General features: G+C 46.1%; 24 protein-coding genes. 8 read left to right on the forward strand and 16 right to left on the reverse strand.

All coding sequences use genetic code 11. The annotated features are described in order from the left end of the window. Window positions 1–144: 144 nt before the first annotated feature. Window positions 145–1,347: an MFS transporter gene (locus tag B4V02_RS23475; protein WP_094156619.1), complete on the reverse strand. Its 1,203-nt coding sequence runs from the start codon at window positions 1,345–1,347 to the stop codon at window positions 145–147. A 138-nt stretch (window positions 1,348–1,485) separates the two neighbouring features. Between B4V02_RS23475 and B4V02_RS23480 the strand changes: the two genes are divergently transcribed. After that, window positions 1,486–2,373, forward strand: a complete 888-nt coding sequence (locus B4V02_RS23480; RefSeq protein WP_094156620.1) for a LysR family transcriptional regulator — start codon at window positions 1,486–1,488, stop codon at window positions 2,371–2,373. A 92-nt stretch (window positions 2,374–2,465) separates the two neighbouring features. Here the strand turns inward: B4V02_RS23480 and B4V02_RS23485 are convergent, their stop codons facing one another. The 4 genes from B4V02_RS23485 to B4V02_RS23500 are packed head-to-tail and all read right to left on the reverse strand — an operon-like array spanning window position 2,466 to window position 4,880. Further along, a complete protein-coding gene (locus B4V02_RS23485; RefSeq protein ID WP_094156621.1) occupies window positions 2,466–2,951 on the reverse strand; it encodes a cytochrome c biogenesis protein CcdC in 486 nt (161 codons plus the stop codon). Between the two features lie 41 nt (window positions 2,952–2,992). Then, window positions 2,993–3,760: an ABC transporter permease subunit gene (locus tag B4V02_RS23490; RefSeq protein ID WP_094156622.1), complete on the reverse strand. Its 768-nt coding sequence runs from the start codon at window positions 3,758–3,760 to the stop codon at window positions 2,993–2,995. Next, window positions 3,757–4,470 carry an ABC transporter ATP-binding protein gene (locus B4V02_RS23495; protein ID WP_094156623.1) on the reverse strand — a complete coding sequence of 238 codons (714 nt, stop codon included), beginning with the start codon at window positions 4,468–4,470 and terminating at the stop codon, window positions 3,757–3,759. Before B4V02_RS23495 ends, B4V02_RS23490 begins: the two co-directional genes overlap by 4 nt. Next, complete coding sequence (locus B4V02_RS23500; RefSeq protein ID WP_094156624.1) at window positions 4,467–4,880, reverse strand: GntR family transcriptional regulator; 414 nt, start codon at window positions 4,878–4,880, stop codon at window positions 4,467–4,469. The genes B4V02_RS23495 and B4V02_RS23500 overlap by 4 nt, the downstream gene beginning before the upstream one ends. Window positions 4,881–5,093: 213 nt before the next feature. Between B4V02_RS23500 and B4V02_RS23505 the strand changes: the two genes are divergently transcribed. After that, window positions 5,094–5,666, forward strand: coding sequence for a hypothetical protein (locus tag B4V02_RS23505; RefSeq protein ID WP_094156625.1), 573 nt, complete (start codon window positions 5,094–5,096; stop codon window positions 5,664–5,666). Window positions 5,667–5,863: 197 nt separating this feature from the next. Here B4V02_RS23505 and B4V02_RS23510 read toward each other — a convergent pair whose 3' ends face one another. From B4V02_RS23510 to B4V02_RS23530, 5 genes are all read right to left on the reverse strand, one after another. Further along, on the reverse strand, window positions 5,864–6,079 hold the full coding sequence (locus B4V02_RS23510; protein WP_007428291.1) for a cold-shock protein: 216 nt from the start codon (window positions 6,077–6,079) through the stop codon (window positions 5,864–5,866). A 131-nt stretch (window positions 6,080–6,210) separates the two neighbouring features. Further along, window positions 6,211–6,411 (reverse strand): cold-shock protein, encoded by a 201-nt coding sequence (locus B4V02_RS23515; RefSeq protein ID WP_007428290.1) that lies wholly within the window; start codon window positions 6,409–6,411, stop codon window positions 6,211–6,213. Between the two features lie 397 nt (window positions 6,412–6,808). Further along, a complete protein-coding gene (abnB, locus tag B4V02_RS23520) occupies window positions 6,809–9,244 on the reverse strand; it encodes an arabinan endo-1,5-alpha-L-arabinosidase AbnB (protein ID WP_094156626.1) in 2,436 nt (811 codons plus the stop codon). Between the two features lie 455 nt (window positions 9,245–9,699). Then, window positions 9,700–10,158, reverse strand: coding sequence for an SRPBCC domain-containing protein (locus B4V02_RS23525; RefSeq protein ID WP_094156627.1), 459 nt, complete (start codon window positions 10,156–10,158; stop codon window positions 9,700–9,702). Window positions 10,159–10,271: 113 nt separating this feature from the next. Continuing rightward, window positions 10,272–11,228 (reverse strand): helix-turn-helix transcriptional regulator, encoded by a 957-nt coding sequence (locus B4V02_RS23530; RefSeq protein ID WP_094156628.1) that lies wholly within the window; start codon window positions 11,226–11,228, stop codon window positions 10,272–10,274. 177 nt (window positions 11,229–11,405) lie between these two features. Here B4V02_RS23530 and B4V02_RS23535 point away from each other — a divergent pair, with 177 nt between their 5' ends. The 5 genes from B4V02_RS23535 to B4V02_RS23560 all read left to right on the forward strand — a co-directional run bounded on the left by B4V02_RS23535 (window position 11,406) and on the right by B4V02_RS23560 (window position 17,505). Next, window positions 11,406–13,001 (forward strand): spore germination protein, encoded by a 1,596-nt coding sequence (locus tag B4V02_RS23535; RefSeq protein ID WP_094156629.1) that lies wholly within the window; start codon window positions 11,406–11,408, stop codon window positions 12,999–13,001. 40 nt (window positions 13,002–13,041) lie between these two features. Beyond that, window positions 13,042–14,250 carry a Ger(x)C family spore germination protein gene (locus B4V02_RS23540; protein ID WP_094156630.1) on the forward strand — a complete coding sequence of 403 codons (1,209 nt, stop codon included), beginning with the start codon at window positions 13,042–13,044 and terminating at the stop codon, window positions 14,248–14,250. Between the two features lie 341 nt (window positions 14,251–14,591). Further along, window positions 14,592–15,722 carry a GerAB/ArcD/ProY family transporter gene (locus B4V02_RS23550; protein ID WP_157739771.1) on the forward strand — a complete coding sequence of 377 codons (1,131 nt, stop codon included), beginning with the start codon at window positions 14,592–14,594 and terminating at the stop codon, window positions 15,720–15,722. 81 nt (window positions 15,723–15,803) lie between these two features. Next, complete coding sequence (locus B4V02_RS23555; protein WP_341865687.1) at window positions 15,804–16,919, forward strand: GerAB/ArcD/ProY family transporter; 1,116 nt, start codon at window positions 15,804–15,806, stop codon at window positions 16,917–16,919. Between the two features lie 187 nt (window positions 16,920–17,106). Beyond that, a complete protein-coding gene (locus B4V02_RS23560) occupies window positions 17,107–17,505 on the forward strand; it encodes a hypothetical protein (RefSeq protein WP_094156633.1) in 399 nt (132 codons plus the stop codon). A gap of 66 nt (window positions 17,506–17,571) precedes the next feature. Here B4V02_RS23560 and pyk read toward each other — a convergent pair whose 3' ends face one another. Next, window positions 17,572–18,987, reverse strand: coding sequence for a pyruvate kinase (pyk, locus tag B4V02_RS23565; protein ID WP_094156634.1), 1,416 nt, complete (start codon window positions 18,985–18,987; stop codon window positions 17,572–17,574). A 198-nt stretch (window positions 18,988–19,185) separates the two neighbouring features. On the opposite strand from pyk, the gene B4V02_RS23570 reads away from it, so the two are divergent. Next, window positions 19,186–19,974, forward strand: coding sequence for a helix-turn-helix domain-containing protein (locus tag B4V02_RS23570; RefSeq protein ID WP_094156635.1), 789 nt, complete (start codon window positions 19,186–19,188; stop codon window positions 19,972–19,974). Between the two features lie 60 nt (window positions 19,975–20,034). Here B4V02_RS23570 and B4V02_RS23575 read toward each other — a convergent pair whose 3' ends face one another. The 5 genes from B4V02_RS23575 to B4V02_RS23595 form a co-directional block, all read right to left on the reverse strand. Next, a complete protein-coding gene (locus B4V02_RS23575) occupies window positions 20,035–20,472 on the reverse strand; it encodes a hypothetical protein (protein ID WP_094156636.1) in 438 nt (145 codons plus the stop codon). Window positions 20,473–20,571: 99 nt separating this feature from the next. Further along, on the reverse strand, window positions 20,572–21,006 hold the full coding sequence (locus B4V02_RS23580) for a hypothetical protein (protein WP_167383782.1): 435 nt from the start codon (window positions 21,004–21,006) through the stop codon (window positions 20,572–20,574). Window positions 21,007–21,298: 292 nt separating this feature from the next. Then, window positions 21,299–22,717 (reverse strand): sucrose-specific PTS transporter subunit IIBC, encoded by a 1,419-nt coding sequence (locus tag B4V02_RS23585; protein WP_094156638.1) that lies wholly within the window; start codon window positions 22,715–22,717, stop codon window positions 21,299–21,301. 65 nt (window positions 22,718–22,782) lie between these two features. After that, on the reverse strand, window positions 22,783–24,261 hold the full coding sequence (locus B4V02_RS23590) for a glycoside hydrolase family 32 protein (protein WP_094156639.1): 1,479 nt from the start codon (window positions 24,259–24,261) through the stop codon (window positions 22,783–22,785). A 180-nt stretch (window positions 24,262–24,441) separates the two neighbouring features. Further along, the gene (locus B4V02_RS23595; RefSeq protein WP_007428271.1) at window positions 24,442–25,464 is read right to left on the reverse strand and encodes a LacI family DNA-binding transcriptional regulator; all 1,023 of its coding nucleotides are present in this window, start codon (window positions 25,462–25,464) and stop codon (window positions 24,442–24,444) included. Window positions 25,465–25,502: the final 38 nt, after the last annotated feature.

Genomic DNA, 25,502 nt, shown 5'->3' on the forward strand with positions numbered 1-25,502 from the left:
GAATAAACACTTCCTTTTATGTAACTATTATAGTTACATCTAGTCGCAAAAAGCAACTCTTCCCCGCCTACCTAACTTTAAACCTGATTTAAATCTTTTGAAACCTCCATAACCCTTACTCATTTACTCCCAAAGCATTGACTATCAACGGGAATGCACCGTTGTAGTTTTAACTCGTTTCATGAGCAAAGTAGTACATAATAAAGCCAACAGCAAGAAGACCATAATGGCGGATACTACGCCTCCCCATCCGAACCATAGCCAAACTTCTCCAACGGATGTTCCTCCAAAACTGGAGCCCATATAGTAAAAAAACAAATAAAGTCCCGAAGCTTGAGCCTTGTTGCTTACGGCTCTTTGACTAACCCATCCGCTTGCAATCGAATGACTTCCAAAAAAGCCGAAAGTCAATATAGGCAATCCCGCAATTTTAAACCACAGATAAGGCTCCAGAGTCAGACAGGCGCCGGCCATGGTGATAATCAGGGAAATCACCAGCGCCTTTGATCTTCCGAATTTTTGTGCCAGCTTCGCCATCCAGATTGAGCTGACCGTACCCACCAGAAAGAACAGATAAATCCACGCCAGTAGTGCTTGTGGAACATGATACGGAGGACCGCTTAATACATAGCCAACATAGTTGTACATAGCAATGTTGCTTGCCAGGATCAGAAAGCCGATACCGAATAAGCATAATAGTGCGGGATCTTTAAGATGAGACATAAAAACAGCCGCAAGTTTATTGCTATTCAGTGTACTTGACTGAAAGTGCTGTGACCTGGGTAAGGTTATCCCAAAAATAATACTTCCGCATAAACTGATTATACTGATGATACCCAAACCAACATGCCAGTTAAACAAGTCACTACTAACAGCCGTAATCACCCTTCTGGCAACAGCTCCGAGTGAATTTCCACTAATATACAACCCCATGGCCACCCCTAAACTTTGCGGCGCAACTTCTTCCCCCAGATAAGCCATTGCAATGGAAGGAAGCCCCCCCAACGCTACACCCTGTATAATTCTTAACACCAAGAGTGATCCAAAGCTCGAACTAAACACCGTTAGAATGGAGAGCAGGGACGCTGTTAGCATGGAAATAAACATGACGTTCTTCCTTCCCCATTTCTCGGATAAAGAGCTAAAGAACAACATACTTACGGCAAGAGACATGGTGGTGCCTGAAAGTGCGAGGCTTGCAGTAGTCGGTGAAATATTGAATTCTTTGGTGAATTCAGCAAGTAAAGGCTGTGTACAGTACAGGATGGCAAACGTGTTAAAACCCGCAGCAAAAAAGGCCACATTTGCTTTTCTAAAAGCAGAAGTGCCTTGTTCAAGATAACTCATGTATAAGCCCCCATCGTGTTCTCAATTCAACCTGTTATTATGGTATCATCAACAAAGACCAAAGTATAATTTATTGTATTTATGTTTTTAATGCATTTTAGTAATGATATTCTTGAGTGAACTGAGGGGGTTATATGTGTGGATATTCAGCAATTGAAATATTTTCAGGTTTTGGCGGCATGCCAGCATGTAACTCGGGCTGCGGAGATGCTGAGCCTCTCTCAACCCGCATTAAGCAGATCCATCGCCAAACTGGAAGAAGAACTGGGAGTTCCCTTATTTGAACGTTATAACCGTTCCATCAAATTAAACCGATATGGTCAAATGTTCTTGGTACGTGTGGAACGTGTAATGAAAGAGCTGTCAGAGGGTAAGCAGGAACTATTTGAAGTTACGCACCCCGAACGCGGCGAGGTTGCTCTTGGGTTTATACACACTTTAGGAACGAACCACATTCCTGATTTAATTGGGGAATTCCGTATTGGCTTTCCACATATTCAATTTCAACTCGTACAGAATCATAGTTATTCTTTATTAAATCAATTAATGAACGGGGAATTGCATATGTGCTTGTTGGCTGAACCCAGAGATCCGGAGCCCTCCATTGAGTGGACCCCCTTATGGAAAGAAGAAATTCTCGCCGTTGTACCTTCTTTTCACCGACTTGCTAAAGCTGCATCCATAAAATTGGATGAACTGGCTAATGAATCTTTTATTTTGTTAAAAAAAGGGTATGCCTTGCGTCAAACCACCGATCTCATGTTTCAGGAGCACGGCATTGACCCCAACATTACATTTGAAGGTGAAGAAGTTGCCACTGTAGCAGGACTTGTTGGTTCGGGATTGGGCGTGTCGTTACTACCTGACCTACAAGGATTAGACACCAATAAGGTTGCCCAAATCCGTTTAAAAGCACCTGAAAGTCATCGAACCATCGGCTTGGCATGGATGAATGAAAGATACTTGCCACCTGCAGCCATAAACTTTAAAAATTTTATTATAAATAAAATGCACCCAAGAAATTAACGCACAAAAGCGGGTCCTATCGCCAAGCAATGTACGCTTGTGAACAGGAAACCCGCTTCTTTACATCGTTATATCATGATTGAGTTATATCGTTATACCGATAACGTTCTCCGAAACTTGATGAAGCTCCCAATCCGCCAGATTGAGATATATACGAGCGCCATCGTAATCGCCAACATGCTAATCTCGCTTGTACCCAAGCTGCTGAGGTACTGGGTCAAAACGACGCGAATCAAGATAATGGCGATAATAATGTATTTAAAATATTGGTTCGGCTTGGGATAAATGAGACCGTCCTCTCGTCTTTCATACGCCGTATGCAGCAAAATGACATAGCCAAAAGCAACCCCTAGCAGCCCGGCGACCAGCAGCTCCCAAAAGGCGGGAAGCACATGCGTCTGACCGGGAATATGCAGCAATTGATATACAGATATCATCATAACCGGGAATGCGATAAACAAGGGAAGCAGAATCCGGATTCCGTTTCCTTTTACCGGTCCCCTTCTTCTTTTGGTTCTGAGCCAGATCATCAGCCCCACCAGAACCGCCATCAAGGCATATATGAATATCGTCGTCATGGTGAAAATCCTCTCTAGTATAAATAGTCATTGGCTCGATGCTAAATCGACAGTTTTTTCTCCAGCAAATAAGCGTTCAAGCGGATTAATACATAGGCAGCAACCCAACTGATCAACACTGCAACCAGGAAGTGCCAGGTAAAAGGAAACCATTGTCCTGCCTGAACATGGCCAAATTGCTCATAAATCCGCTGATCGCCTGACCAATAAAAGACACTCCCGCCACCCATCAAAAGGACCCACAGCATCGGACTAATCGGACGCAAGGTACTGTATCGGGTACTGGCCGTCAGCAGACCCAACGCAACAACAAACGGTGTGAAAGCGATAATCATCACAAACCAGTCCAATCCGGCTATGATAAAGGACGCTGCATCCGCAAACGTATAAGGCTCTATGGTTGATGAGATGAACAGCGCGAACAAAGAACCTGCCACAAACAGGAACAATATCACGACAATGGTTTGTAAAATGGCAGCAATCCATTTGGCGCTGATCAGCCACATGCGCGGATAGGGAAGGGTCAGCCACCATCCGTAGGTGTCATTTTCCCATTCTCGTCTCAGACTTCCCACACCCATGAAAATGATCACATATGGCAAGCCCAGGGTCACATACCACAGCCTTGTCAATTCGAGTTGGTTGTGAAGCGCGAAATACAAGGAAATAACGAACGCCGCAATTAGAAATAGTGAGAAATACACAAGTCTCCACGATCTGGGCAGTCGATTGCGGCTCTGCTTTCTCCAGCTTCCTTTATTCCGAAATTCATGGCGTATCAAATCTTTGAACAGCCCTGATGAATTCACGCCTTCCACTCCTTTTTGTACAAATTGCGGAACACCTGATTCAGCGATCCGTGCTCTGCACGCAGATCATCCGAATCACCAGACCATATGACCCGTCCGCGGTCCATCATGACCGTGTAATCAAACAAGCCTTCCACTTCCTGAATGTCATGCGTGCTAATGAGTATAGACTGCTGCCGATCCTGCAAATAATCAATAATCCCGGCTACAATCGCCTCTCTGGAGAGGATATCAATGCCCGCAAACGGTTCATCGAGGATCATGAGCGGAACCTCACGCGCCAAACACAAGATCAGCAGCACACGTGCCTCCTGCCCGCGACTCAGCCCGGTCATTTTTAGCTCCAGCTCCACGTCCATATGATCAGCAAGCTTATGCGCATCCTTCATATTGAAGCCAGGCAAAAAGGACTGCCCCCACTCCAACGTCTGTTGAACCGTATGATTGGGATACCAACGGGCCCGGTCAGGAAGATAGGATATGCGGCGGTTGGTTTCCCAGCCGGGCTTTTGCCCCAGCACGTGAAGCTCGCCCTCGTCGGGCCGAATCAATCCGGTGATCGCCCGAAACAAGCTTGACTTCCCGCAGCCATTGGGTCCAAGCACCCCTACGATGCGTCCCGCCGGAATGACGACATCCAAGTGGTCCAGCGCTTTTTTACTGTCATATCGCTTTGTCAAATGACTCGCAACCACAATAGATTCCGTCATGCCCTTTCGCCTCCTTTCCTATCATCCCCGCTCTGCTTGCTGCTTATATACTGCTGTACATCCTCCCAGGACAGTCCCAGACTGCTCATTTGTCCGAGAAACTGATCGATATATGTCCTGGCCAGCTGCTCCCGGAAGCTGTTAATCCGCTCACCGGACGACGTGACATAGGTGCCTAGTCCACGTCGCTTCTCTGTCAGCCCGTCCCGCTCCAGCTCCTGATATGCCCGCATCACCGTATTCGGATTCATGCGCAATTCCTGAGCCAGATCACGAACGGACGGCATTTTACTTCCCATTTCAATCTCCCCTTTGGCGATGGAGCTTCGTACCTGATTCAATACTTGTTCATATAATGGTTGGCTAAAGTCAATTAAAAACCGGAACGAGCCAACCCGTTGCTCTTCCATGGGTATTTCCCCCTAATCGGCTGCATCTATCGTGCCTGTAGTGTATTATATCACTTAATACACGTAATACAAGTTTATTTTAACTGAAATTTTAGTCATGCCACCTAATTTTCATTCAGTAAATGCTCAGCTTGCGCTCAGATAGCATTCAAGTTGATATCTTATGATGTATCACGTACCAAACAAACCATAACCGAAAGGTGGAAAATGAAGATGAAGATCAGCAAGAAAGCAATTTTGGCTGGAACGATGGCATTGGCATTTTTAGGAGGCGGTGCACTGTATTCCACAGGCGCAGCCCATGCTGCTTCAACTACACCTGAGAAGGCTCCCATTGCAGACAAAACACAAGCTCCTAAGGGGAACCCCGGCGATGCTAACGGCCCTAAAATGGCAGGAGGGAACTTTGCCGAAAACAAAGCTCTCCTGAAATTATTGAAATTGTCCTCCAGCCAATTGGAAGCACAGTTGAAGGCAGGTAAATCCCTTGCCACAATCGCCAAAGCACAAGGCGTGAGCGTGAATTCCGTTGTTGATGTGCTGGTTTCTGACATGAAGGCAAAGCTGTCTACGGAAAAACAAAACGGCAAAATTACAGACAGCGAATATAATCAGCGTGTCTCGAATCTAAAGCAAATGATTACAGATATGGTGAACGGCGTTAAACCGTCCAAGCCACCAGTAGATGGAGATAAAGCCGATCCTGGCAAGGCTCCTGCTAAAGGAGATGCAGCCAAAGCTCCTGCTAAAACAGATGCGGCTAAAACCTCCGTCAAGAAGAAATAGTCAAAGCTCCTGTCGACGTAGTCACTCCATGTAAATAAAATTCCATCCGGCTTCCCTGTACGGATCGGAAAAAACGTAAGCCTGTCCTCTGCTGCCATACAGCAGCAAGGGACAGGCTTATATCTCCATAAAGCAAAAAAGACGCCTCAGCGCCGTTAGTGGCTATGGGGCATCTTTTACTACAAACATGCATCCGCTTAGGATTGTTTTGTATGATTAAAGCTCGTATTATTTAATACGGCCAGCTTTTTCTCGCCCTTTACCATGGCAGAACCGCAAATGGGGCATGTCGGCTCGACAGAAAAAGCGAAGTTATCCCGCATCCATCCGTTGCACGTATCGCTAGCGCAATTCCAGACAGCTGTAATTTCCTCAGGAATCTCATCCATTGGCTTTTTCCGTGAATTGTACATAAACATCCCTCTTTCTTCATGATTTATAAAGCGATAAGATGTAATCAGTTCAAAAACGGTCTTGTGAACAGATAAAAACAAATGCCCCAAACGCTATGTTCGGGGCATCTGAAGTAGGCTGTAATTTTAAATTACAGTTTTACAACGTTCTCAGCTTGTGGTCCACGGTTTCCTTCAACAACGTTGAATTCTACGCGTTGGCCTTCGTCCAAAGATTTGAAACCTTCGCCTTGGATTGCGGAGAAGTGTACGAATACATCGCTTCCACCTTCAACTTCGATGAAACCGAAACCTTTTTCTGCGTTAAACCATTTAACTGTACCTGTTTGCATGGAATTACCTCCAAAATATATTTATATGACCTTTATTTTTTACAAATAAAAATTCACATATTGTACAAGGTTATTTCAACCTAAAACAATAACCCTCTACAATACGTGAATCTCAGGTCACAATTTCAATATACTCATATTACCATAAGTGTATTGAAAACGCAAGCACTGGTGAAATTAAATTATGCAGAGTGCTCTTGTTTCTTTATTGATTTTAAGCCATATTTTCAGTAGAACGAAAGCCAGTCATCAACGTCTACCTAAAACATTATATCCACACTTTTCTTTAATTATACCAGTGAACAAAAAATAAATATACAAAACATTTCGCAGGAGACGAACTTTTAAAAATATGCCCGTCTCCTGCGTTTGTTCTGCTCATATTACTTCATCGGAATCACAGCTCCGACAATTCTTTAATTTCCTCTGCTGTCAGCGCTTTGTTATATATTTGGACCTCATCGAGACTGCCGTTAAAATAAGCATCGGCGGCAAAGCGGCTTTTGCCGAGATAAGCCTCGCTTGTCAGCAGCTCTTTTGGATTAAAGGTCATACTGTCATTAACAGCCACTTCCTCACCGTTTACATACAGCTTCCCGGTATTCCCCTCTAGTGTAACTGCTACATGCGTCCACTGGTTTAAAGGTAAGGCTGATTTGGCAAGCAAGCTTTGATCCGTACCCTCATGAATCGTAAACTGGAGCACGCCGCTTCCTTGGGAAGGAGTCAGAAACATATGGCGGGCCTGAGCATTTCCAAAGTCAAAAATCCGTTGCCACGCTCCACCGCCCTTCCAATTCACCCAGGCGGAAAAGGTAAAATCGTCTGCATCTGTGACCGTCGCCGGTAGCTGCACGTAGCCATCTTTGCCGTTCAGCACAAGTGCGCCGCCAAGCTTTCCATCCTTGTCCCATGCTGCACCACCATAGGTGTTGCCGTCGAAATGGTTATATGTGCTGTCCACGACATGTGTTCCTTGATCTTCATTCCAGGAATAGTTCGCGAGCTGTGGACCTTGAGCCTGTGCGGGAACCATGGCTGTAAAGCTTTTCTTCGCTGTTGCCTTGTCCTTCTTAATGGTCGCCGTCAATGTGACTGCCACAGGCGGAGAACCCGCTTCGGGACGGTACACTTCACCTGTCACGGAAATGTTCTCAGGGCGTGAGGACTCCCACGAAATAGTGGTATCCTGTGCAGCCTGAGTAGGCAGCGTCAAATCATATAAAACATTGCTCAAATCGCCCAGACTCAGATCCTTCTGCACAGCAGCCACGATCTTGCTGGCCTTTAGTTCCTGCTTTAACGTTCCCCAGACCGCAACACCCCTGGAGGACAGGGCAGTGAAAGCAAGCGTCTTTTTGCCCGTGTCTGGATCGACATGTCGCAGGAATACACCTTTATATTTCGTACCATCCGCTGTAATCTCCAACTGGTTGCCTGTGCCAAGCTTCCATGTACCATTCGCTCCTCCAGACAGCCTCCCGCCGCTATCCAAGCTAACGGTCACAGCTTGCTTAATATTGGCCGAGATTTCTTTCCCGTGATTGACATACGAGTATTGACCGATAACATCCTTTTCCGACAACTTCTTCAGTGAGTCCTCATCACCCGAATAACGATAAGGAGCTACTACAGGCCAACCGTCAGTGTTCATGAACATCTCATGCACCCGTACCTCATACTGCTCGCCTCTGCCCGGAAAACGGGAGTGGAAAATCAGAAAATGCTTTTTCGTCTTGGGATCATAATAAGCCGAGTTATGTCCAGGCGAAACATAGCCAGTACCCAGTCCTGTACCCGGATCGCCAATTTCCCTTGGAATCAGGTAATTGCCTATCAGCTTGACACCGTACGGCTCAATGGAAGCGTCATCAAAAAGAGGTTTGTCAGGATTCGCCTTGACCTTGATCATGTCGTTCCCCTCGGCGTCATAGTAAGGACCATCCGGTGTTTTGGAGCGAGCCACACGAAGGTTGTATCCGCCATCTGCCGATAAGCCGCCATAAGACAGGAACAAGTAGTAATAGTCCGTTTGCGGACTATACTGTATGTACGGCCCTTCCATACGGGCATGGTTACCGCCTGTCAGCTTTTTCCCATATCCTTGTCCAGGCAGCGGTTTTCCTGTTTTTTCATCCATCTTCAGAATGAAAATACCTCCTGAGTAGGAGCCATACACCATCCACAGCTTGCCGTTCTTATCATAAAAAGTGTCCGGGTCCACGACATTCGGATGCTTGGTCGCGTCATAGATTGTCCCATCCTCACCCGGTTGGCCCCACATGCCGGATTTCAGGAAGATACCTTTATTTTTATAAGGCCCTTCAATTTTATCGGCAACCGCTACACCCATTGCTGAACGCGGGGAGTCGCCCTTGCAGGCGTTATAGTACATGTAAAACTTGCCATCGGCCAGTTGAATAACATCCGCTGCCCACAGCGTGTCTGTCTGCGCCCAATCCAGCGCTTCTTTTAATTCCTCTTTGACGTTAGGAATCAGTGCATTGCCATTTGCTACTCCTGCGGCAATCGTATCCCAATTCATCAGGTCCTTGGACTTGGCAGCCGCAAGATGGGAACCAAAAATGTAAAATGTATCTTTCACTTTCAGAATGGATGGATCATGTACGGAAGTTTCCTTAAAAGAAACAGTCTTTTTGCTTTGAATTGAAATGTTCTCTTGGCTTAGATCTTGGAGGGCAATCTGCCCCGCAGCTTGAATCCCCTCTGTATTCGGATTGAGCGTTTGTTCGGCACCTGCAAAAGAGGCAGGCAACAGCAGCGCACCCGCCAGAGAAGCGGCCGTTACCTTGCGGAAAAATAATGGCTTCATAAACTATCTCCTCTCGTTTTTGAATACCTGATAAATTAGGCGTTTAATTTATTCCTATCCGTTGATCATCACCTATAAAATAAGTAAAGAGCATCACCCCCAATAAAATTAAAACGCTTTCATTTAAACCGTACCTTTATATTATGCAAAAGAAATGGGAAATTCAATATGTAGTTTTATATTTTCATGAACTTTTTAATAAAATCATTAATTATACTAATTTAGCTTTGCGAAGCCTCTTTTCCCCTTTCTAACACTGCAGATTTAATGGTTCCGCATAAGTTAACTTCAACTACCTGTTAAAGCATTAAAGCCAGGATGCGCTAAAGATGCGTCCTGGCTTTAATATTTATATAAATCTATTGTGCCTTCCAATTGAAACCAATACGCTGTTATTCCAGCCAAACTTCTAATGGTACCGACTGCTTCTATTTCCGTTTACCGTACAGTCTTTGTTATTTGTTGCTTCCGAAATCAAGCGTATGGCCAGTCTCTATTAACGTTTTTATATTACTTAGAATATGCCACCATGCACTGTCGCTAGGTTCATAGGAAGGATCGTCAGGATGCCACTCATCATGGATAAGAGACAGCTTCGTGCATCCACCCACTGGCTCTAGCAGCCAGGAAATACGGGATTCATAGTTCTCTTGCCCTTTCAGGTAAGAGGGGCCTACCTTATGCGTAAAACGCAGGGCTTTCAAGGGAGCGTACTCCAGCAGCGTCCCGTACACGTGAACGGTTTCCTTACCTTCAGCGCCCGGCCCGATATACTCCAGCAATTCCCCCTCCTTGAAGCTGGAACGGATTATGCTTCCGTAATAGATTTGCTGCACGTACTCCGGGGAAACCAGGCTGGCCCATACTTGTTCCGGCGTTCCCCCAATATAGAACTCATATTTCAGTTCTTTCATGCTTCATTCCTCCTTAATCATATGTGCTTGTACTTTCATGCATGCTTAAGACACGCTTACACTATACAAAAAGGACACTGACAGCTACGGTCAGTGTTCCCAAGGAGATAAAATTAATTTTCGTAATGGCGAGCCATTTCCGTGGCGACTACCACCAACCGCTGCTTCAACGCCGCTGGCTCCCGAATATGCAGCGTTTTTCCATAAGGCAACAGAAAATATGGGGCATAGGTGAATAACGAGCTTTCGTCCAGTAGAAACCGGGCCCATCCCTCCTGCCGCTGCTCCAAAGTATGCCCGAATAGCCAGTGACTGCAAAGATCATTTAATACCACTTCAGATGACTCAATTACCACAGCAACCAACTTGTCCCCTTTTTCCCGGGCGGGAAGCAAGCTCTGCAGAAGATAATCACGCGCAGAGAAATCGACAGGACGTATGAAGCTTGTGCCGCTACACCGGAGTCCGGTAATTCTGTCGACACGGAAGCTACGGATCTCCTGTCGGTGGTGGCAATAAGCAACGATGTACCACTGCCCCTTCCAAAGTACAAGCCCATAAGGATCAATGGAACGTAAGGAGACTGTTTCTTCATTTCCCTTGCGGTATTCCATTTCCAGAGTATCTCCGTTCGCTATGCCTGATTCAAGCTCTTGCAAAATTTCCGCCATTGCCGCATTAGAGGTATAAAGCGTTTCAATCCCGCGCTCATGGCTCTCCATCCGTTCGATTTGTTGGACGTTGCTGTAACGCTTCAGTTTATCCAGCGCCCGGTCAAGTGCTTGGACATACGGATATCCCGTCCCACGGACGAAAGCGGCTGCCTGAACAAGCGCCTTCTGCTCTTCGGCATCGAAGAACAGCGGTGCTTCGACGAAGTTATCAGGCAGACAGTAGCCACCACCAGGCCCGGCATCGGCAATAACCGGAACCCCACTGACACACAGCGCATCTATATAACGGTATACCGAACGAACGCTGATTTCCAGCGCTTCCGCTAATTCGCCCGCGGTTCGTCTACGCTGCTTTAACATCCAGAGAATGGATAACATATGGTCTGCTTTGGACATCAGTCGGTCTCCTCCCAGCAGTTCAATTACAATCAGTTTAACGCGAAAACTTGGTATCGCCAACAGATTACATATCCCTTCTTCCCTTCCCTACCAAAATTCCATCAATAAGTTTATCAGGAGACCCCTGCGTCCATACTGGATTAAAAAGCATCCTCAAGGAGAGGGAGAACGTTCATGCGTTTTCGGAAAAGAAGCACCCCTAGAAAGTTTAATAAATTGCCTGTCCAGAATATTGAGAAACAGCCTACATATTCAGGGGAACCGTTCAGTGCAAGTCTTGGACAAAACCTTCAGCGGATCAGACAAACCGTGGGTAACAGTACGGACATCATCATCAGAGAAGTTCGCATTGGCAAGGACGGTGACCAAATCATCGCGATTCTCTATACCGACGGTTTAGCGGATAAAAATATAATCTCCGACTTCATCATGGAGTCAATGATGTTGGATAATAGCCTGTCCGGGGACGTAGAAAGCAGGATCCAAACCTCTTCTAATGTCATGCAAATTTTAAAAGATTACGCCCTGACCATCGGTGGCATCCATGATATCACCGACTTTAAAGACCTATATAACGCGCTATTGTCGGGAGATGCAGTCATTTTAATTGACGGTCAGACTGAGGGAATCGTAGCTAGCGCACGGGGATGGAAGGATCGAGGGGTTAGCGAGCCTGCCTCAGAAAATGTCGTTCGCGGGCCGCGGGAAGGATTTTCGGAAACACTGCGCACGAATACGGCCTTGATCCGGCGCAAAATTAAAGATCCAAATCTGTGGCTGGAAACCAAACAAATCGGCCGTGTAACCAAGACCGATGTGGCCGTCATGTACATCAAGGGGATCGCGAATGATAAGTTGGTCGCAGAGGTACATGAACGGCTGAATCGTATTGATGTAGACGGCATTCTCGAAAGCGGGTATATCGAGGAGTTAATCCAGGATGAAACCTTTACCCCTTTTCCAACCGTGTACAATTCCGAACGCCCGGACGTCATCGCTGCCGAGCTCCTGGAAGGGAAAATTGCCATATTAGTGGATGGGACCCCCTATGTGCTAATCGTACCCGCATTGTTTGTTTCCTTCCTGCATGCAGCTGAGGACTATTATCAGCGTGCGGACATCAGCAGCTTCATAAGGCTTCTTCGTTACATCGGGGTCTTTATTTCCCTGCTTGGACCGTCCTTATATGTAGCTATCACTACGTTTCATCAGGAAATGCTGCCAACTTCATTATTGATCGGTTTGGCCGCACAGCGGGAAGCCGTACCCTTCCCCGCCTTTATTGAAGCGCTCATGATGGAGCTGACTTTTGAAATATTGCGGGAAGCCGGGGTTCGCATGCCCAAGTACATCGGAGCAGCCGTCTCTATCGTAGGCACGCTTGTCATCGGACAAGCGGCTGTCCAGGCCGGGATCATATCAGCGGCGATGGTCATTGTCGTATCCATTACGGCAATTTCCAGCTTCGTTCTTCCTGCCTATAATATGTCCATTGCTTTTCGTATGCTGCGATTTCCTCTGATGGGGCTTGCCGCTTCATTCGGATTGTTCGGAATTATTGTCGGAGGCATTGCTCTCATCCTGCATATGTGCAGCCTTCGTTCATTTGGCGTTCCATATATGACTCCTTTGGCACCTCTGGTTCCGTCAGACACCAAGGATACCTTATTTCGGCTCCCTCACTGGATGATGATTTCCCGTCCCAGGTTAATTAATCAGAAGAACGTGAATCGCCGAAACAGTACCCCGCCCCGAAAATCACGAGAATGAAATAGAGAGGATCAGCACAAATGGAAAGGAGTCGAAAATCGTGAAACGAAAGGCCGCCTGTCTGCTCCTGATTCTTACAATGACCATGCTTCTCACTGGTTGTTGGAACCGCACGGAATTAAATGAGCTAGCCATCGCTGTCGGTATGGGAATCGATAAGCTGGGCGATCAATTCCAGGTTTCCGTCCAAGTCGTAGACCCGGGTCAGGTATCAGCTAAAAGTGGTGGTGGGATTGGGCGGGCTCCTACCACGTTATATACAGCCAAAGCCGAGACCATTTTTGAAGCCGTCCGGAAAATGACGAAAACGAGTCCCCGAAAAATCTATTTTTCCCATCTTCGCATCTGTGTGATTGGTGAGACGATGGCCACGGACGGCATGGCCAAAGCTCTTGATTTTATGTCAAGAGACCATCATTTCCGCACCGACTTCTACTTGGTATTGTCAAAGGACACAAGTGCAGAGGATGTACTGAAAATTTTAACACCTCTGGACCCAATTCCGGCGAATGACTTGTTTTCCGCCTTGGAAATATCTGAAAAAAGCTGGTCACCTAGTATGACTGTAACCTTGGATGAATTGATTGCAGCTCTCACCAATCAAGGAATAGAGCCTGTCTTGACAGGGCTTCAGATCGTTGGCAATAAAGAAGCGGGAGAGACCAAAGACAATGTTGAAAAGATCGCCCCTCCCACCCAACTAGAATATTCCGGAATGGCTGTGTTCAAAAAAGACAAATTAATCGGCTGGTTAAATGAGGATGAAAGTAGGGGCTACAACTATATTACCGGCAAAGTGAAAAGCTCTGTCGGCTTTGTGGGCTGCCCCGGAGGCGGCAAAGTCGTAACGGAGATCATTCGGACTCAAACTACCATAAAAGGAGCGGTCAATCGGGGGGAGCCCCGAATCAATATTAAAATGCAGGTTGAGGCCAACGTGGGAGAAGTCGAATGTACCGATCTGGATCTGACCAAGGTGAGCACGATTTATGACATTGAGAAGAGGGAGGAAGAAAAGTTAGAAGAGATTATGAGAGCATCCGTCAGAAAAGCTCAAAAATCGTACAAGTCTGACATCTTTGGATTCGGCGAAGCCATTCGCCGCGCTAACCCGAAGGCCTGGAATACACTTAAAAATAATTGGGGCCGTGAGTACTTTGCAGACTTGCCCGTAAATATCAAGGTCAACTTCAAGCTTCGGCGCTTGGGCACAATTGGTAGTTCATTTTTGAATGATGTTAAAGAGTAAATTCCCGTGCCCGGCCCTGGTTGAGATATAACCCCTGCATTGACCATTACCATGGAAAAGAAGGTGCTGAAAGATGCTGTCTCATATGGTGAACGTGTTGGGAATATTGCTGGTTGCTGTTGTGATCTGCTTGTTAGAGGTTCCCTATATGTGGAAAAAGGGATTGAAAAAAGAGCTTTGGTTGTTTTCCGTTCTCCTTGTACTTGGAGTCGGAATCAGTTGCGCCAAGGCATTCACATGGACCATTCCCACGCCTCTGGACTGGATCACAGCCATATATAGACCATTTAGCAATTTCCTAATCCATATTGGATTAATCAAATAAAAAAAACGAGGTGAAAATGGTGCCCGGACAGGTCAAAATTTCCGCACGTCAGCTTATGATCTTAACCATTTTATTTACGATAGGAAGTACAATCCTCATCATCCCTTCAGGCATGGCGCTTGTAGCCAAACAGGATGCGTGGATTGCCTCGCTCGTCGGAGTTGGGTGCGGGCTTCTTATTGTGTATTTGTACATCAAAATTACAGATCTGTATCCGCAAATGACCCTGGTTGAAATCATGGAAGCCCTGCTGGGAAAATGGTTAGGCAAAGCCGTTGCTCTCCTGTTTTTTTCATTATTATTTATCAATGCTCCTGCTCCGGTTTTATTTTATTTAGGGAATTTTTTGACCACCCAAATGATTCCGGAAACTCCAATTACAGCCGTAAATATTATTTTTGCGGTTATTGTATTATTTGCTGTTCGTCTGGGGCTGGAAGTGCTGGCCCGTTCGGCCGAGATAATATTTCCGTTATTTGTATTTCTTTATGTTTCTTTTGCAGGTTTAGTGGTGTCCAATATTAAGCTGGAAAATATACAGCCTGTGCTGGAGGCAGGAGTCAGACCTATCTGGCCTGCGGCGCTGTCCTTTGTGGGTACCGCATATCTCCCTCACATCGTTTTGCTAATGATTTTCCCGGCTTCTGTAAATCGTTCCGATCAAGCCCGCAAAGCTTTTTTCTTAGGAAGCTTGATTGGCGGATTAATATTGGTCGTCATCGTGACATTAGCTATTTTAGTGCTAGGTCCTGACATAACGGCACGAAATATATACCCAAGCTATGCATTAGCCAAAAAAATCAATATTGGTCATTTTTTACAGCGCATTGAAGCGATCATGGCTACCATGTGGTTTATTTCGCTTTTTTTCAGACTCACAATATATATGTACACCATTGTGACAGCCATAGCCCAAGTCTTTCAATTAAAAAGCAGTCAGCAGTTGCTGCTTCCTCTCGGGATCATTTTGATCGTGATGTCTATCATCGTATATCCCAATGTTTCTTACCAACAAACGTACGATACAAAGACGTGGATTCCTTTTTCATTATCTATAGGATTATTTTTACCATTGCTGCTGCTCGGGGTACATGCTCTAAAAAAGTTGTGGACAAAGAAGGATAAGAAGCCGACAGCAACAGAATAGATGAGCATAGAAAATGCTGTACATGCTTGGGAGTACATAATTTTTAAATCAGCGACATCAATAAAAGTGAGATAGGTGAAGATGATGCCCAATTCAGTCAAAATTTCTCCACGCCAATTGTTGGTCTTAACGATTTTATTTACAATCGGCAGTGCAATCCTCGTCGTTCCTTCCGTTATGGCTACTACGGCTAGACAGGATGCTTGGATCGCGGCACTCGTCGGAGTGGTCGCCGGATTACTTATCATCTGGCTGTACAACACGATCACCATCATGTATCCACAGATGACCTTGGTTCAAATTATGGAGACCCTTTTAGGCAAGTGGCTGGGAAAGTCTTTTTCTATTCTGTTTATCATTACATTTTTTTTGAGTGGACCTGCTGCGGTACTGTATGATTTGGGGAGTTTTTTGACGACTCAAATGATACCGGAAACTCCGATCCAGGCGGTCAATATCCTTTTTGCGATCATTGTATTGATGGGGGTGCATCTTGGAATTGAAACGTTGGCCCGTTCGGCCGAGCTGTTGTTTCCCTTATTCATCTTGCTTTATACGGCTTTTGTCGTTTTGGTAGTATCTAATGTTAAGCTGGAGAATGCTCAACCCATACTGGAGAGGGGATGGGGGCCCATCTGGCCTGCTGCCTTATCCTTTATAAGCATTGCATTTCTGTCTCATATTGTTTTGTTAATGATTTTTCCTTTTGTAGATCATCCCGATCAAGCACGTAAGGCCTTTCTAATAGGAAGCCTGGCTGGCGGATTGATCCTGATTCTGCTCATTACATTGGCAATTCTGGTTTTCGGACCTGAATTAACAGCAAAAAATATGTATCCAAGCTATTCGTTAGCCAAAAAAATTAATATTGGAAATTTTCTACAGCGTATTGAAGCGATTATGGCCGCCATGTGGTTTATCTCGCTCTTTTTCAGGCTGGCTCTGTATATGTACTCTATTATGATAGCCACTGCCCAAATCTTTAATTTGAAAGATTATCGTCCACTGATTTTCCCTCTCGGGATGATCCTGATCGTCATGTCAGTGATCATATATCCAAATGTCCCATACCAGCAATCCTGGGATGCAAAAATATGGACACCTTATATCTTATCCATAGGCCTTATTTTACCACTACTACTCCTGTGTCTGCATGGGATACGAAAAATTTGGTCAAAGAAAAAAAGGTGTTTATAACGTCCTCTTTTAGTTTATTTTAAACGAGTCTTAAGCTTGCGCTAAGATTGGGCGTGTATGATGTATTTACAATCTGGTAACTACATAAGCCGGATGGACTAAAGGCATAAACATGACTCCCGTTGGATATCCATATACCGTTCGCACCCTGTCACAATTTTAATGAAACAAAAGGAGATTTACACTTATGAATCGAAAACGAATAATGGTCATCTGCACACTGTTGCTGGCGTTGTCGATTGGGCAGTCCTCTACATGGGGAAGTCGGGCTAATGCTGCTGCACTGGCTCCGGAGAGAGCCCCGCAGGTACAGGATAATGAAGCATCCAAGGATGATAAGCTGCTGGATACATTGGGCATATCCTCGGATGAACAATTGTATGATGCACTATATAACGGTCAAACCTTGGCGGATATTGCCTCAACCCATAAACGGGACGCTCAGGCTGTCGTTGACTTGCAGGTAGCTCAGTTAACGGAGCAATTGGATCAACGACTGGCCAATAAGAGCATTACGCTGGAGCAATATCAAGCTCATAAGGCAGAATTGACACAGGTCGTTGCTAAAAGTGTGTTTGGGCTGTAAACTTGAGACGCGAAAAAGGCGCTGGTCCCACGGGGAATCAGCGCCTTTTTGTTATCTATATTTAGCCTATACTTGATGTACTCTGATCAGATTCGTCGCACCGGCCTCTGCAACAGGAACGCCCGCTGACAGCACGATGGTATCCCCTTTTTGGATATACCCTGCATTCAGGGCATTGCGGATTGAGGATTCGAACATTTCATCCGTTGTCGCTACTTTATCCCCTTTGACCGGGAATACTCCGGACAACAGACAAATTTTAGCGAACACCGTATTGTTCGGGGTAACCGCAATAATCGGAGCCTTCGGACGATATTTGGACACCATCCGCGCCGTGAATCCGCTGGCAGTCGAGGTAATAATCGCTTTGGCATCCAGCTCAAGAGAGGAGCTAACCGCACCCTGACTGATCACTTCGGTAATGTTCGTGCTTTGGCGCGCTCTGCGCTTATCGAACTGCTCCTGGTAATCAAACTGTGATTCCGCTCTGGCAGCTACCGCAGCCATCGTGCGAACGGACTCGACAGGGTATTTACCTGCGGCAGATTCGCCCGACAGCATCACTACATCGGCTCCTTGCATAACCGCATTAAATACGTCACTTACTTCAGCTCTCGTCGGACGCGGGTTGACCTGCATGGATTCCAGCATGTGTGTAGCTACGATTACCGGTTTGCCGACCAGATTACACTTGTCGATCATTTCTTTTTGCATCACAGGCACGTCTTGAATCGGCACCTCAACGCCCAAGTCACCACGGGCTACCATGATACCATCCGAAGCTTCGATAATATCATCCAGGTTTTCCATGCCTTCGGCATTTTCAATCTTGGAATAAATTTGTACATGCTCGGCTTGATGTCCTTTCAAAATCTCACGGATTTCACGGATATCGTCGCCTTTACGCACAAAAGAAGCCGCAATAAGCTCGATACGCTGCTCCACCCCAAATTGGATGTGCTTCACGTCGCGCTCCGTCACGCCTGGAAGAGTCGTATGAATCCCTGGCAGATTCACACCTTTTCTCGGCTTCAAAACACCGCCGCTTACAATATTACAAATCATTTCAGTACCCTCAACAGAGGCTACAGTCAGATCAACCAAACCATCGTCAATCAAAATGCGGTCGCCTGGTTTAATGTCCTTTGGCATATCCGGGTAATTCACCGAAATACGGTGCTCGTCCCCCAAAATCTCTTCTGTTGTCAGAATCAGCTGGCTGCCTGGTTTCAGCAGACAGGATGCTTCTCTCAGCTTGCCGATCCGTATTTCAGGTCCTTTGATATCCATCATGACAGGAATAAAGGTACCCAGTTCCTTCGCAGCCTGTCTCACATTTTCAATACGTTTAACGTGATCCTCCAGTTCCCCGTGAGCCATGTTCAAGCGGGCTACTGTCATACCGGCCTGAATCATTTCCTTTAACAAATGAACGGAGTCACAGGCAGGTCCCATCGTACAAATAATTTTCGTTTTAAGCATAGAAATGTCATCCTCCTGAATGTCTTTACTATTTGGTCGTAATTCCAGTATGGTTTCTATTCCATCTTGCTGTTCTATCTATTTACACTTTTTATGACTTTATTTTACCTATACCGGTGCGACAAGACTATGAACTATAGTATGATGACTGTATTATAGTACAGTATAGTGAATTTTTAAGACATGGAGAGTGGCTTCATGATTACAATCTTGGACATACGACAGGACCATGGCGTAGACTGGTACGAAAAGGCTGGTCCAGGTAGCGACAACAACAACCTCATGTTCGTTTTGGTCACCTTTGGAAAATGTGTATATTGGGTGAACGATCGCAAGTTCATTCTCGGCAAGGGAGAGGTCCTGATTCTGCCTGGACATCTACCCTACTATGGCAAGAGCATCCCTACGCTTTTTCATACCAAGTATGTGATACATTGCCGCAAAACATGTACGCATAACGTACTTCCCATATTGAATATAGACAAGCCGCTGTCGATCAAGCTCGGATGCTACGATATGCTGCATGAACGGATCAAGTCGGTATATTACCAATGGACGGAGCGCCCAAGCTACTATGAACTGATGGCTGACTGTCTACTGACCGAGACGATGATTTATACCAATCAGGAATGGAACAAAGGCGTCATTTCCAGCGAAAAAGAACGGCATGTGGAGTATATGAAACAGTATATCCAAAATCATTATCGGGAAAAAGTGACGAAGGAAGAGCTTGGCGACGTCATCCGCAAAACACCCAATTACGCCGCCACACTGCTACGTGAGGTAACACGCCAAACCATCAGCGAGCATGTACATACGCAGCGCATCAAAACGGCCATCTACATGCTGACCGAGTCCCGGCTGACGATTCGTGAAATTTCAGAGTATGTCGGCTATAGTGATGTCTCCTATTTTCATCGAATCTTCAAACGGTTAACAGGCTGCTCCCCGTCCGAATTTCTGGATGAGCGCTCTTCGATCGTTTAGGGCGTGTTCAAATTATAGAAATAGGATTGTGGGAAGATGGATGATACGAAAAAAGAACGCTCATTTTTTTGAGCGTTCCTCGTTCCTGGGAAAATCAATTTTCTTCCTCTTTTTTTCGTAGGTGAAATTTCTTAAAATGACCTGCTTTGTTTTAGCGGTTATTTCTTCTCCATCATTGTCCAAATTTGCAACCTGATCACTTGGGTACTTGTTGGGAACCTTAACCGGATAAAAATCCCCGTGCTCAGTTAACAGGATGTGGGGTTGTTTAGATTGAGCTAGATGATTTAGTTCTTTCTTTCTCTCTGGTGAGAGCCAGTTAGAATCGTCGGTTGCTTTAGCCCTGGCTTTGGTTTCATTGACGTTAGAATTGTCGGTAACCTTAACGCCGGTTATGGTCTCATTGGCAAATGTTTGACTTTGAATGACGGTTATAACTCCTCCGACAAGAACAGTTAGACCTAAAACTACAACAATTGTTCTTAGCCGCTTGTTCACACACACATCTCCCTTCCCAAAGATGTATTACATATTTTTGAAAATATTAGTATTATAACAAGTTCATAAAAAACTTAACAATCGTTAAATAAAATAATATTAAAACGTGACGTATCCATTTCCTGAAATCGTATAATCATTGAGGTTAAGTACCATTACCTGATATTCTCCAGCACTTGGAGCTCTCAGTTGAAAATCCCTACTTTCATCTGTATATCTTCCATAAACGGCAAAAACCTCTCCCAAATAATTTTTGTTCACAATAAGGTAACCTACTTCAGGACGAGACCAAGAACTACCATCTACCCATTGTACCACATGGAAATTCAAGGTAGCTGCGTTATTAACTGAAAACTTATTAGAGTAAATACCCCCATCGTTTCGAGAAAAGTGACTAAATTGCCAAGATGCCAATGATGCCATCGGTGAGATTTTTTGATCGGTTTGAGTCTTTTCTTTTTCAACAGCAATTGATTCTATCGGTATCGCATTTTCGATAACTTCATTATATTCTTCAGCCGTCAAACCGCTCAATAATGAATTCGAATTAACAATTGAAGAATATGGTGAGAATAGCGACTGTGGGGAAGAATCTTTAGCCGATGAAGAGGAATCTGCGTAGGAGCATGAAGGGAGGGCCTGGGGCCTTCAAAAGCTTGGGTGGAAGATTTAGAAGGAAACAAGAAAGAAGTCCCTTATAACCGGATACATAAATGATAAAGTCTATGAAAAACGGCCGCCCCGCTTGGATACCTTCTCTCCAAGACAGAACGACCGTTTACAGTTCATTTATATACGTGTGCTTATTCGTACCACCACGACGGTGTTAATTGGAGGAACCCGCTGTTTTGACTTCCTCCAGCATTTTATCGTTATAGCCGAACATCCAGGTCAAGACAAACGCTACAGCCATAGCAGCCAAGTTCGCCAAAATGTAAAGCGGAAGCTGATGGTTCATGTAGAGCAACGTGCCCGGAATGACTGTAATGGCCATACCTGTTGCCGCCAAATGGAAGATGGAGGCGATGAAGCCGCCAACTGCCCCACCGATCAGCCCCATAACAAAAGGCTTCATATATCTCAGGTTGACACCGAAAATAGCCGGCTCTGTAATCCCGAGAAAAGCAGACAGCGAGGAAGGAAGTGCCAACGCTTTCAGCTTGGCGTTCTTCGTTTTCAGTCCAACTGCCAGACAAGCGGCACCTTGAGCAGCCATGGCGCAGGTAATGATCGCGTTGAATGCGTTCACACCAGTCTTTTCAAGCAGTTGAATTTCCAGAAAATTAAATATATGATGCACACCCGTAACGACGATAATTTGATGCAAGAAACCGATGATAATCCCTGCGATACCAAAAGGCAGATCAAGTACAAATGTCGTTCCGTGCAGCACCCATTCTTCGAAGGAATGGAAAACCGGACCGATGGCAAACAGCCCGAGTGTAATCATGATTAACAGTGTCAAAAACGGTGTAAGGATCAGATCCAGCGCTTCTGGAACCCGTTTGCGCAGCGCCCGCTCCAGCTTGGCTCCGATCAAGCCCACGAAGAAGGCTGGCAATACCGAGCCCTGATAACCCACGACAGGAATGAATCCGAGCATCGTCAAGGGGTGGGCCGAGCCGTCCGCCACACCATAAGCGTTGGGCAGAGCCGGGTTCACCAGCATCAGACCAAGCACAATACCCAATACCGGGCTGCCGCCGAATACTCTAAAGGCTGACCAGGCGACCAGCGCAGGCAGAAAAGCAAAAGCGGTATCCGTTAGCACCTGTGTAAACAATAGAAAATTAGGTGAAATGTCCTTTGCCGTCATGCCAAACAGAGCGAGAATTTGCGGCTGTGTGAGCAAGCCGCGCAGACCCATGAACAGCCCTGTAGCGACCAGCACAGGAATGATCGGCACAAAGACGTCACCGAAGGTGCGTATGGAACGCTGGAATACGTTTCCTTCTTTTTTCGCCTGATTTTTCACGTCTTCTTTAGAAGAACCCGTGATCCCCAGCTTTTCAACCTCTTCAAAAATCCGATTTACGGTCCCTGTACCAAAAATAATCTGATATTGACCCGAATTAAAGAAAGCTCCCTTGACCTTGTCGATCTCCTCAACCTTTTTCTGATCAATCTTCTCCTTGTTATGCACCATAATCCGCAGACGTGTCGCACAGTGGGCAAAGGATGCAATATTTTCCTTCCCACCCATCGCTTCAATCACTTCTTTGGCAATTTCCCGGTTTTCTGCCATGATGTCCATCCTCTCGTTCATTCCGTTATGTTATTGATGATTAACGATCCACTTGGTGAATTAGCCTACTCCGTAAAATCCCATTTTACCGCTTGGAAGAGAGCCTCTCCCTTGTCAGCAAAAAAGTGTATTTCGTCACTCTCTCGGTGCGGAAAAATACGACTGGTGAACACCTCTTCCCCATCATTGACGAAAATCTCAACCGAAGACATATCTACAAACAAATGTAGCTTGATATGGTCTTCATTCCATGCACACTGCCGTACCTCGCCATACGAAGCCGCCACAGGCTCGCCCGATTGCGAACGGTCCAGTACTAGCTTACGGCTGACGGCATCATATTTAATCACCGTTCTCTCAGTTGCACTCGCGCGGAATTCAATACCAAACGCCTTGGCGCTCAAAAGATCAACCTCACAAATCAGCTCATAGGCCGTACCCGTGAAGCCCTCATAGGTTTTTCTCTCTGACGATAACGTGTCAGCTACCCGATCCTCACGCTTTCTACGCAGCGCAGTCAGCTCAGGGACAGGCCGCTGCAAGAGTTTACCCTCATGAAGGATAAGTTCCCTCGGCAGCGTCAGGCAATGCGCCCAACCGTTCGGGTCTGTCGGAGAGTCAATATCCGGCAATCCCATCCATGCCACCATAATACGCCGCCCCTGCGGATCAACCATGGTTTGCGGCGCATAGAAGTCAAAGCCTCGATCCAGCTCGCGGAACGCCCCATGCTCCAATGTCCTTGTCTCGGTATTCAGCGGCTTGCCGATGATGTACCCTGATTGATAAATATTGTGGTATTCATCCCCAGAAGGCTCCAGGCCTTGAGGAGAAAAGACCAATACTCCCGAGCCGTCCAGTTCAAAATAATCCGGGCATTCCCACATGTAGCCAAACGACTCAAGTCCTGTGCGTATTTCTCCCTCAAACTGCCACGAATGAAGGTCCGTTGATCGATAAAGGACGACGCAGCCTGTTGCATTCGTTCTTTGTGCACCAATCACACAGTAAAAGCTGTCGCCGTCCTTCCACAGCTTGGGATCACGAAAATGGTCTGTGTACCCTTCCGGTACATTGGAAATGACAGGGTGCTCCCATTTTGTAATGAGACCGCTCTCATCCATAACAGCCATGCATTGATAAGGATGTCTGATCCAGTTTTCATCCCGTGTATTTCCCGTATACAGCATATACAGCTTGCCCTCATGTTCCAGCGCGCTGCCCGAATAAGCCCCATGTGAATCAAAGGTATCCCCTGGTGTGATGCCAATGCCTGCATTGTCCCATGTCACCAAATCTTTGGACTTCAAGTGATACCAGTACTTCATCCCATGATCCGTTCCCAAAGGGAACCACTGATAGAACAAATGGTATTCACCCTGGTAATAGGAAAAGCCATTGGGATCATTGAGCAAGCCTGTCGATGGCTGAATATGAAACGTCTGCCGCCAATGGCATTGCTTGACCTTCTCCTGCAAGCTGGCTATTTCACCTGGCTCTGCCTGTTCAATCAGCCGATACTTCTGTTCGTTTGTCATTTTCATAGATGTACCTCATTTTTATTAAAACTCTCGTAACAGGAACCGGTTCCAAACGCATTAAAAAAATACATCGGAACCGGTTCCGATCTGATTAAAAAAATATTTCATCCATGGATTTGCAACCGATTCCACTAGTGCCCGAGTGCTATGGAACCGGTTTCGTAGAAATTATAATCCACCTGTTTAGCGTTTGTCAACGCTTTCTCTTTCAATAAGTGCATAATTCATGACTGTCACTTGCTCTACCGGTTTATGCTCTACCAGCCGCATAATATTTTGTGCCGCTACACGTCCAGCCTCCATATACGGGTATTGCACGGTTGTCAGCGCAGGGTGAATAACCTCTGTAATATCGTATCCCCCGAAGCCGGTCACCGATAAATCCGACGGGATGGCAATCCCTCTGGAATAAGCCGCATTGATCACGCCAAGCGCAATATTATCCGTAGCACACACCATCAACGACGGCTTGAACTGATCCAAGATGGCAGACGCAGCAATCCGTGCATCGGCCATTTTAAATCCGGTTTCATAGTATCTGATATCATACCCGGCAGCCCGCAACGCATCGTCCGTATGTGAACCTGCAGGCAATGCATCCCGAACAGCCTGCCTAAAGCCCTCTTTACGCTGTACGCCGACAGCAACGTCCTTCTCCGTAACACCGACGTAGGCAATTTCACGGTGTCCCTGCGAGAGAACATAAGCGCCGATATCATAGCCCGCATGGTAGTCGTCATGGATCAGGCTATGAATCTGCTCATGCTGCTGGCCCACTAACAACACCGGAATACGAATGTCACGAATCGCGGTCAGATGGTCATCGGTAATTTGAGCAGCCAGCAAAATAATGCCGGAAATCTTTTGCCGCCCCAGCTCATAGAGGGCTTCGATTTCACGCTTTACATCCTGGCTCGTATTGGAGATCAGCATCTGATAATGCCGGGAACGCAGCTCCTCATCTATCCCCATTAGTGTATGAGATGTCGCAAACGAATCCAGACGCGGCACAACGGTTCCGATAATATTGGTACGCTTCGCCTTCAGGCTCTGGGCAAAGGTATTGGGCACATACCCCGTGGCCTTGACCACCTTTTCAATTTTACGTCTCGTATCCACGCTGACAGCCCCGCCGTTCAAATATCGGGATACCGTGCTCTTGGCCACACCGGCCATGTGGGCTATATCTGCAATTGTTTTATTCATGAGGCCCTCCGGAGTGTTTTCATTTTCACAAGCTTCCA

This window comes from Paenibacillus kribbensis (assembly GCF_002240415.1).
GTDB lineage: Bacteria > Bacillota > Bacilli > Paenibacillales > Paenibacillaceae > Paenibacillus > Paenibacillus kribbensis.

Excerpts from the sequence above, each read along its gene's own strand:
- B4V02_RS23485 (WP_094156621.1), bottom strand. The coding sequence starts at position 2,951 with ATGACGACGATATTCATATATGCCTTGATGGCGGTTCTGGTGGGGCTG.
- B4V02_RS23530 (WP_094156628.1), bottom strand. The coding sequence starts at position 11,228 with ATGTCCAAAGCAGACCATATGTTATCCATTCTCTGGATGTTAAAGCAG.
- B4V02_RS23475 (WP_094156619.1), bottom strand. The coding sequence starts at position 1,347 with ATGAGTTATCTTGAACAAGGCACTTCTGCTTTTAGAAAAGCAAATGTG.
- B4V02_RS23525 (WP_094156627.1), bottom strand. The coding sequence starts at position 10,158 with ATGAAAGAACTGAAATATGAGTTCTATATTGGGGGAACGCCGGAACAA.
- B4V02_RS23585 (WP_094156638.1), bottom strand. The coding sequence starts at position 22,717 with ATGGCAGAAAACCGGGAAATTGCCAAAGAAGTGATTGAAGCGATGGGT.
- B4V02_RS23535 (WP_094156629.1), top strand. The coding sequence starts at position 11,406 with ATGCGTTTTCGGAAAAGAAGCACCCCTAGAAAGTTTAATAAATTGCCT.
- B4V02_RS23510 (WP_007428291.1), bottom strand. The coding sequence starts at position 6,079 with ATGTACAATTCACGGAAAAAGCCAATGGATGAGATTCCTGAGGAAATT.
- B4V02_RS23505 (WP_094156625.1), top strand. The coding sequence starts at position 5,094 with ATGAAGATCAGCAAGAAAGCAATTTTGGCTGGAACGATGGCATTGGCA.
- pyk (WP_094156634.1), bottom strand. The coding sequence starts at position 18,987 with ATGCTTAAAACGAAAATTATTTGTACGATGGGACCTGCCTGTGACTCC.
- B4V02_RS23555 (WP_341865687.1), top strand. The coding sequence starts at position 15,804 with ATGATGCCCAATTCAGTCAAAATTTCTCCACGCCAATTGTTGGTCTTA.
- B4V02_RS23495 (WP_094156623.1), bottom strand. The coding sequence starts at position 4,470 with ATGACGGAATCTATTGTGGTTGCGAGTCATTTGACAAAGCGATATGAC.
- B4V02_RS23515 (WP_007428290.1), bottom strand. The coding sequence starts at position 6,411 with ATGCAAACAGGTACAGTTAAATGGTTTAACGCAGAAAAAGGTTTCGGT.
- B4V02_RS23595 (WP_007428271.1), bottom strand. The coding sequence starts at position 25,464 with ATGAATAAAACAATTGCAGATATAGCCCACATGGCCGGTGTGGCCAAG.
- B4V02_RS23590 (WP_094156639.1), bottom strand. The coding sequence starts at position 24,261 with ATGAAAATGACAAACGAACAGAAGTATCGGCTGATTGAACAGGCAGAG.
- B4V02_RS23550 (WP_157739771.1), top strand. The coding sequence starts at position 14,592 with ATGGTGCCCGGACAGGTCAAAATTTCCGCACGTCAGCTTATGATCTTA.
- B4V02_RS23570 (WP_094156635.1), top strand. The coding sequence starts at position 19,186 with ATGATTACAATCTTGGACATACGACAGGACCATGGCGTAGACTGGTAC.
- B4V02_RS23500 (WP_094156624.1), bottom strand. The coding sequence starts at position 4,880 with ATGGAAGAGCAACGGGTTGGCTCGTTCCGGTTTTTAATTGACTTTAGC.
- abnB (WP_094156626.1), bottom strand. The coding sequence starts at position 9,244 with ATGAAGCCATTATTTTTCCGCAAGGTAACGGCCGCTTCTCTGGCGGGT.
- B4V02_RS23560 (WP_094156633.1), top strand. The coding sequence starts at position 17,107 with ATGAATCGAAAACGAATAATGGTCATCTGCACACTGTTGCTGGCGTTG.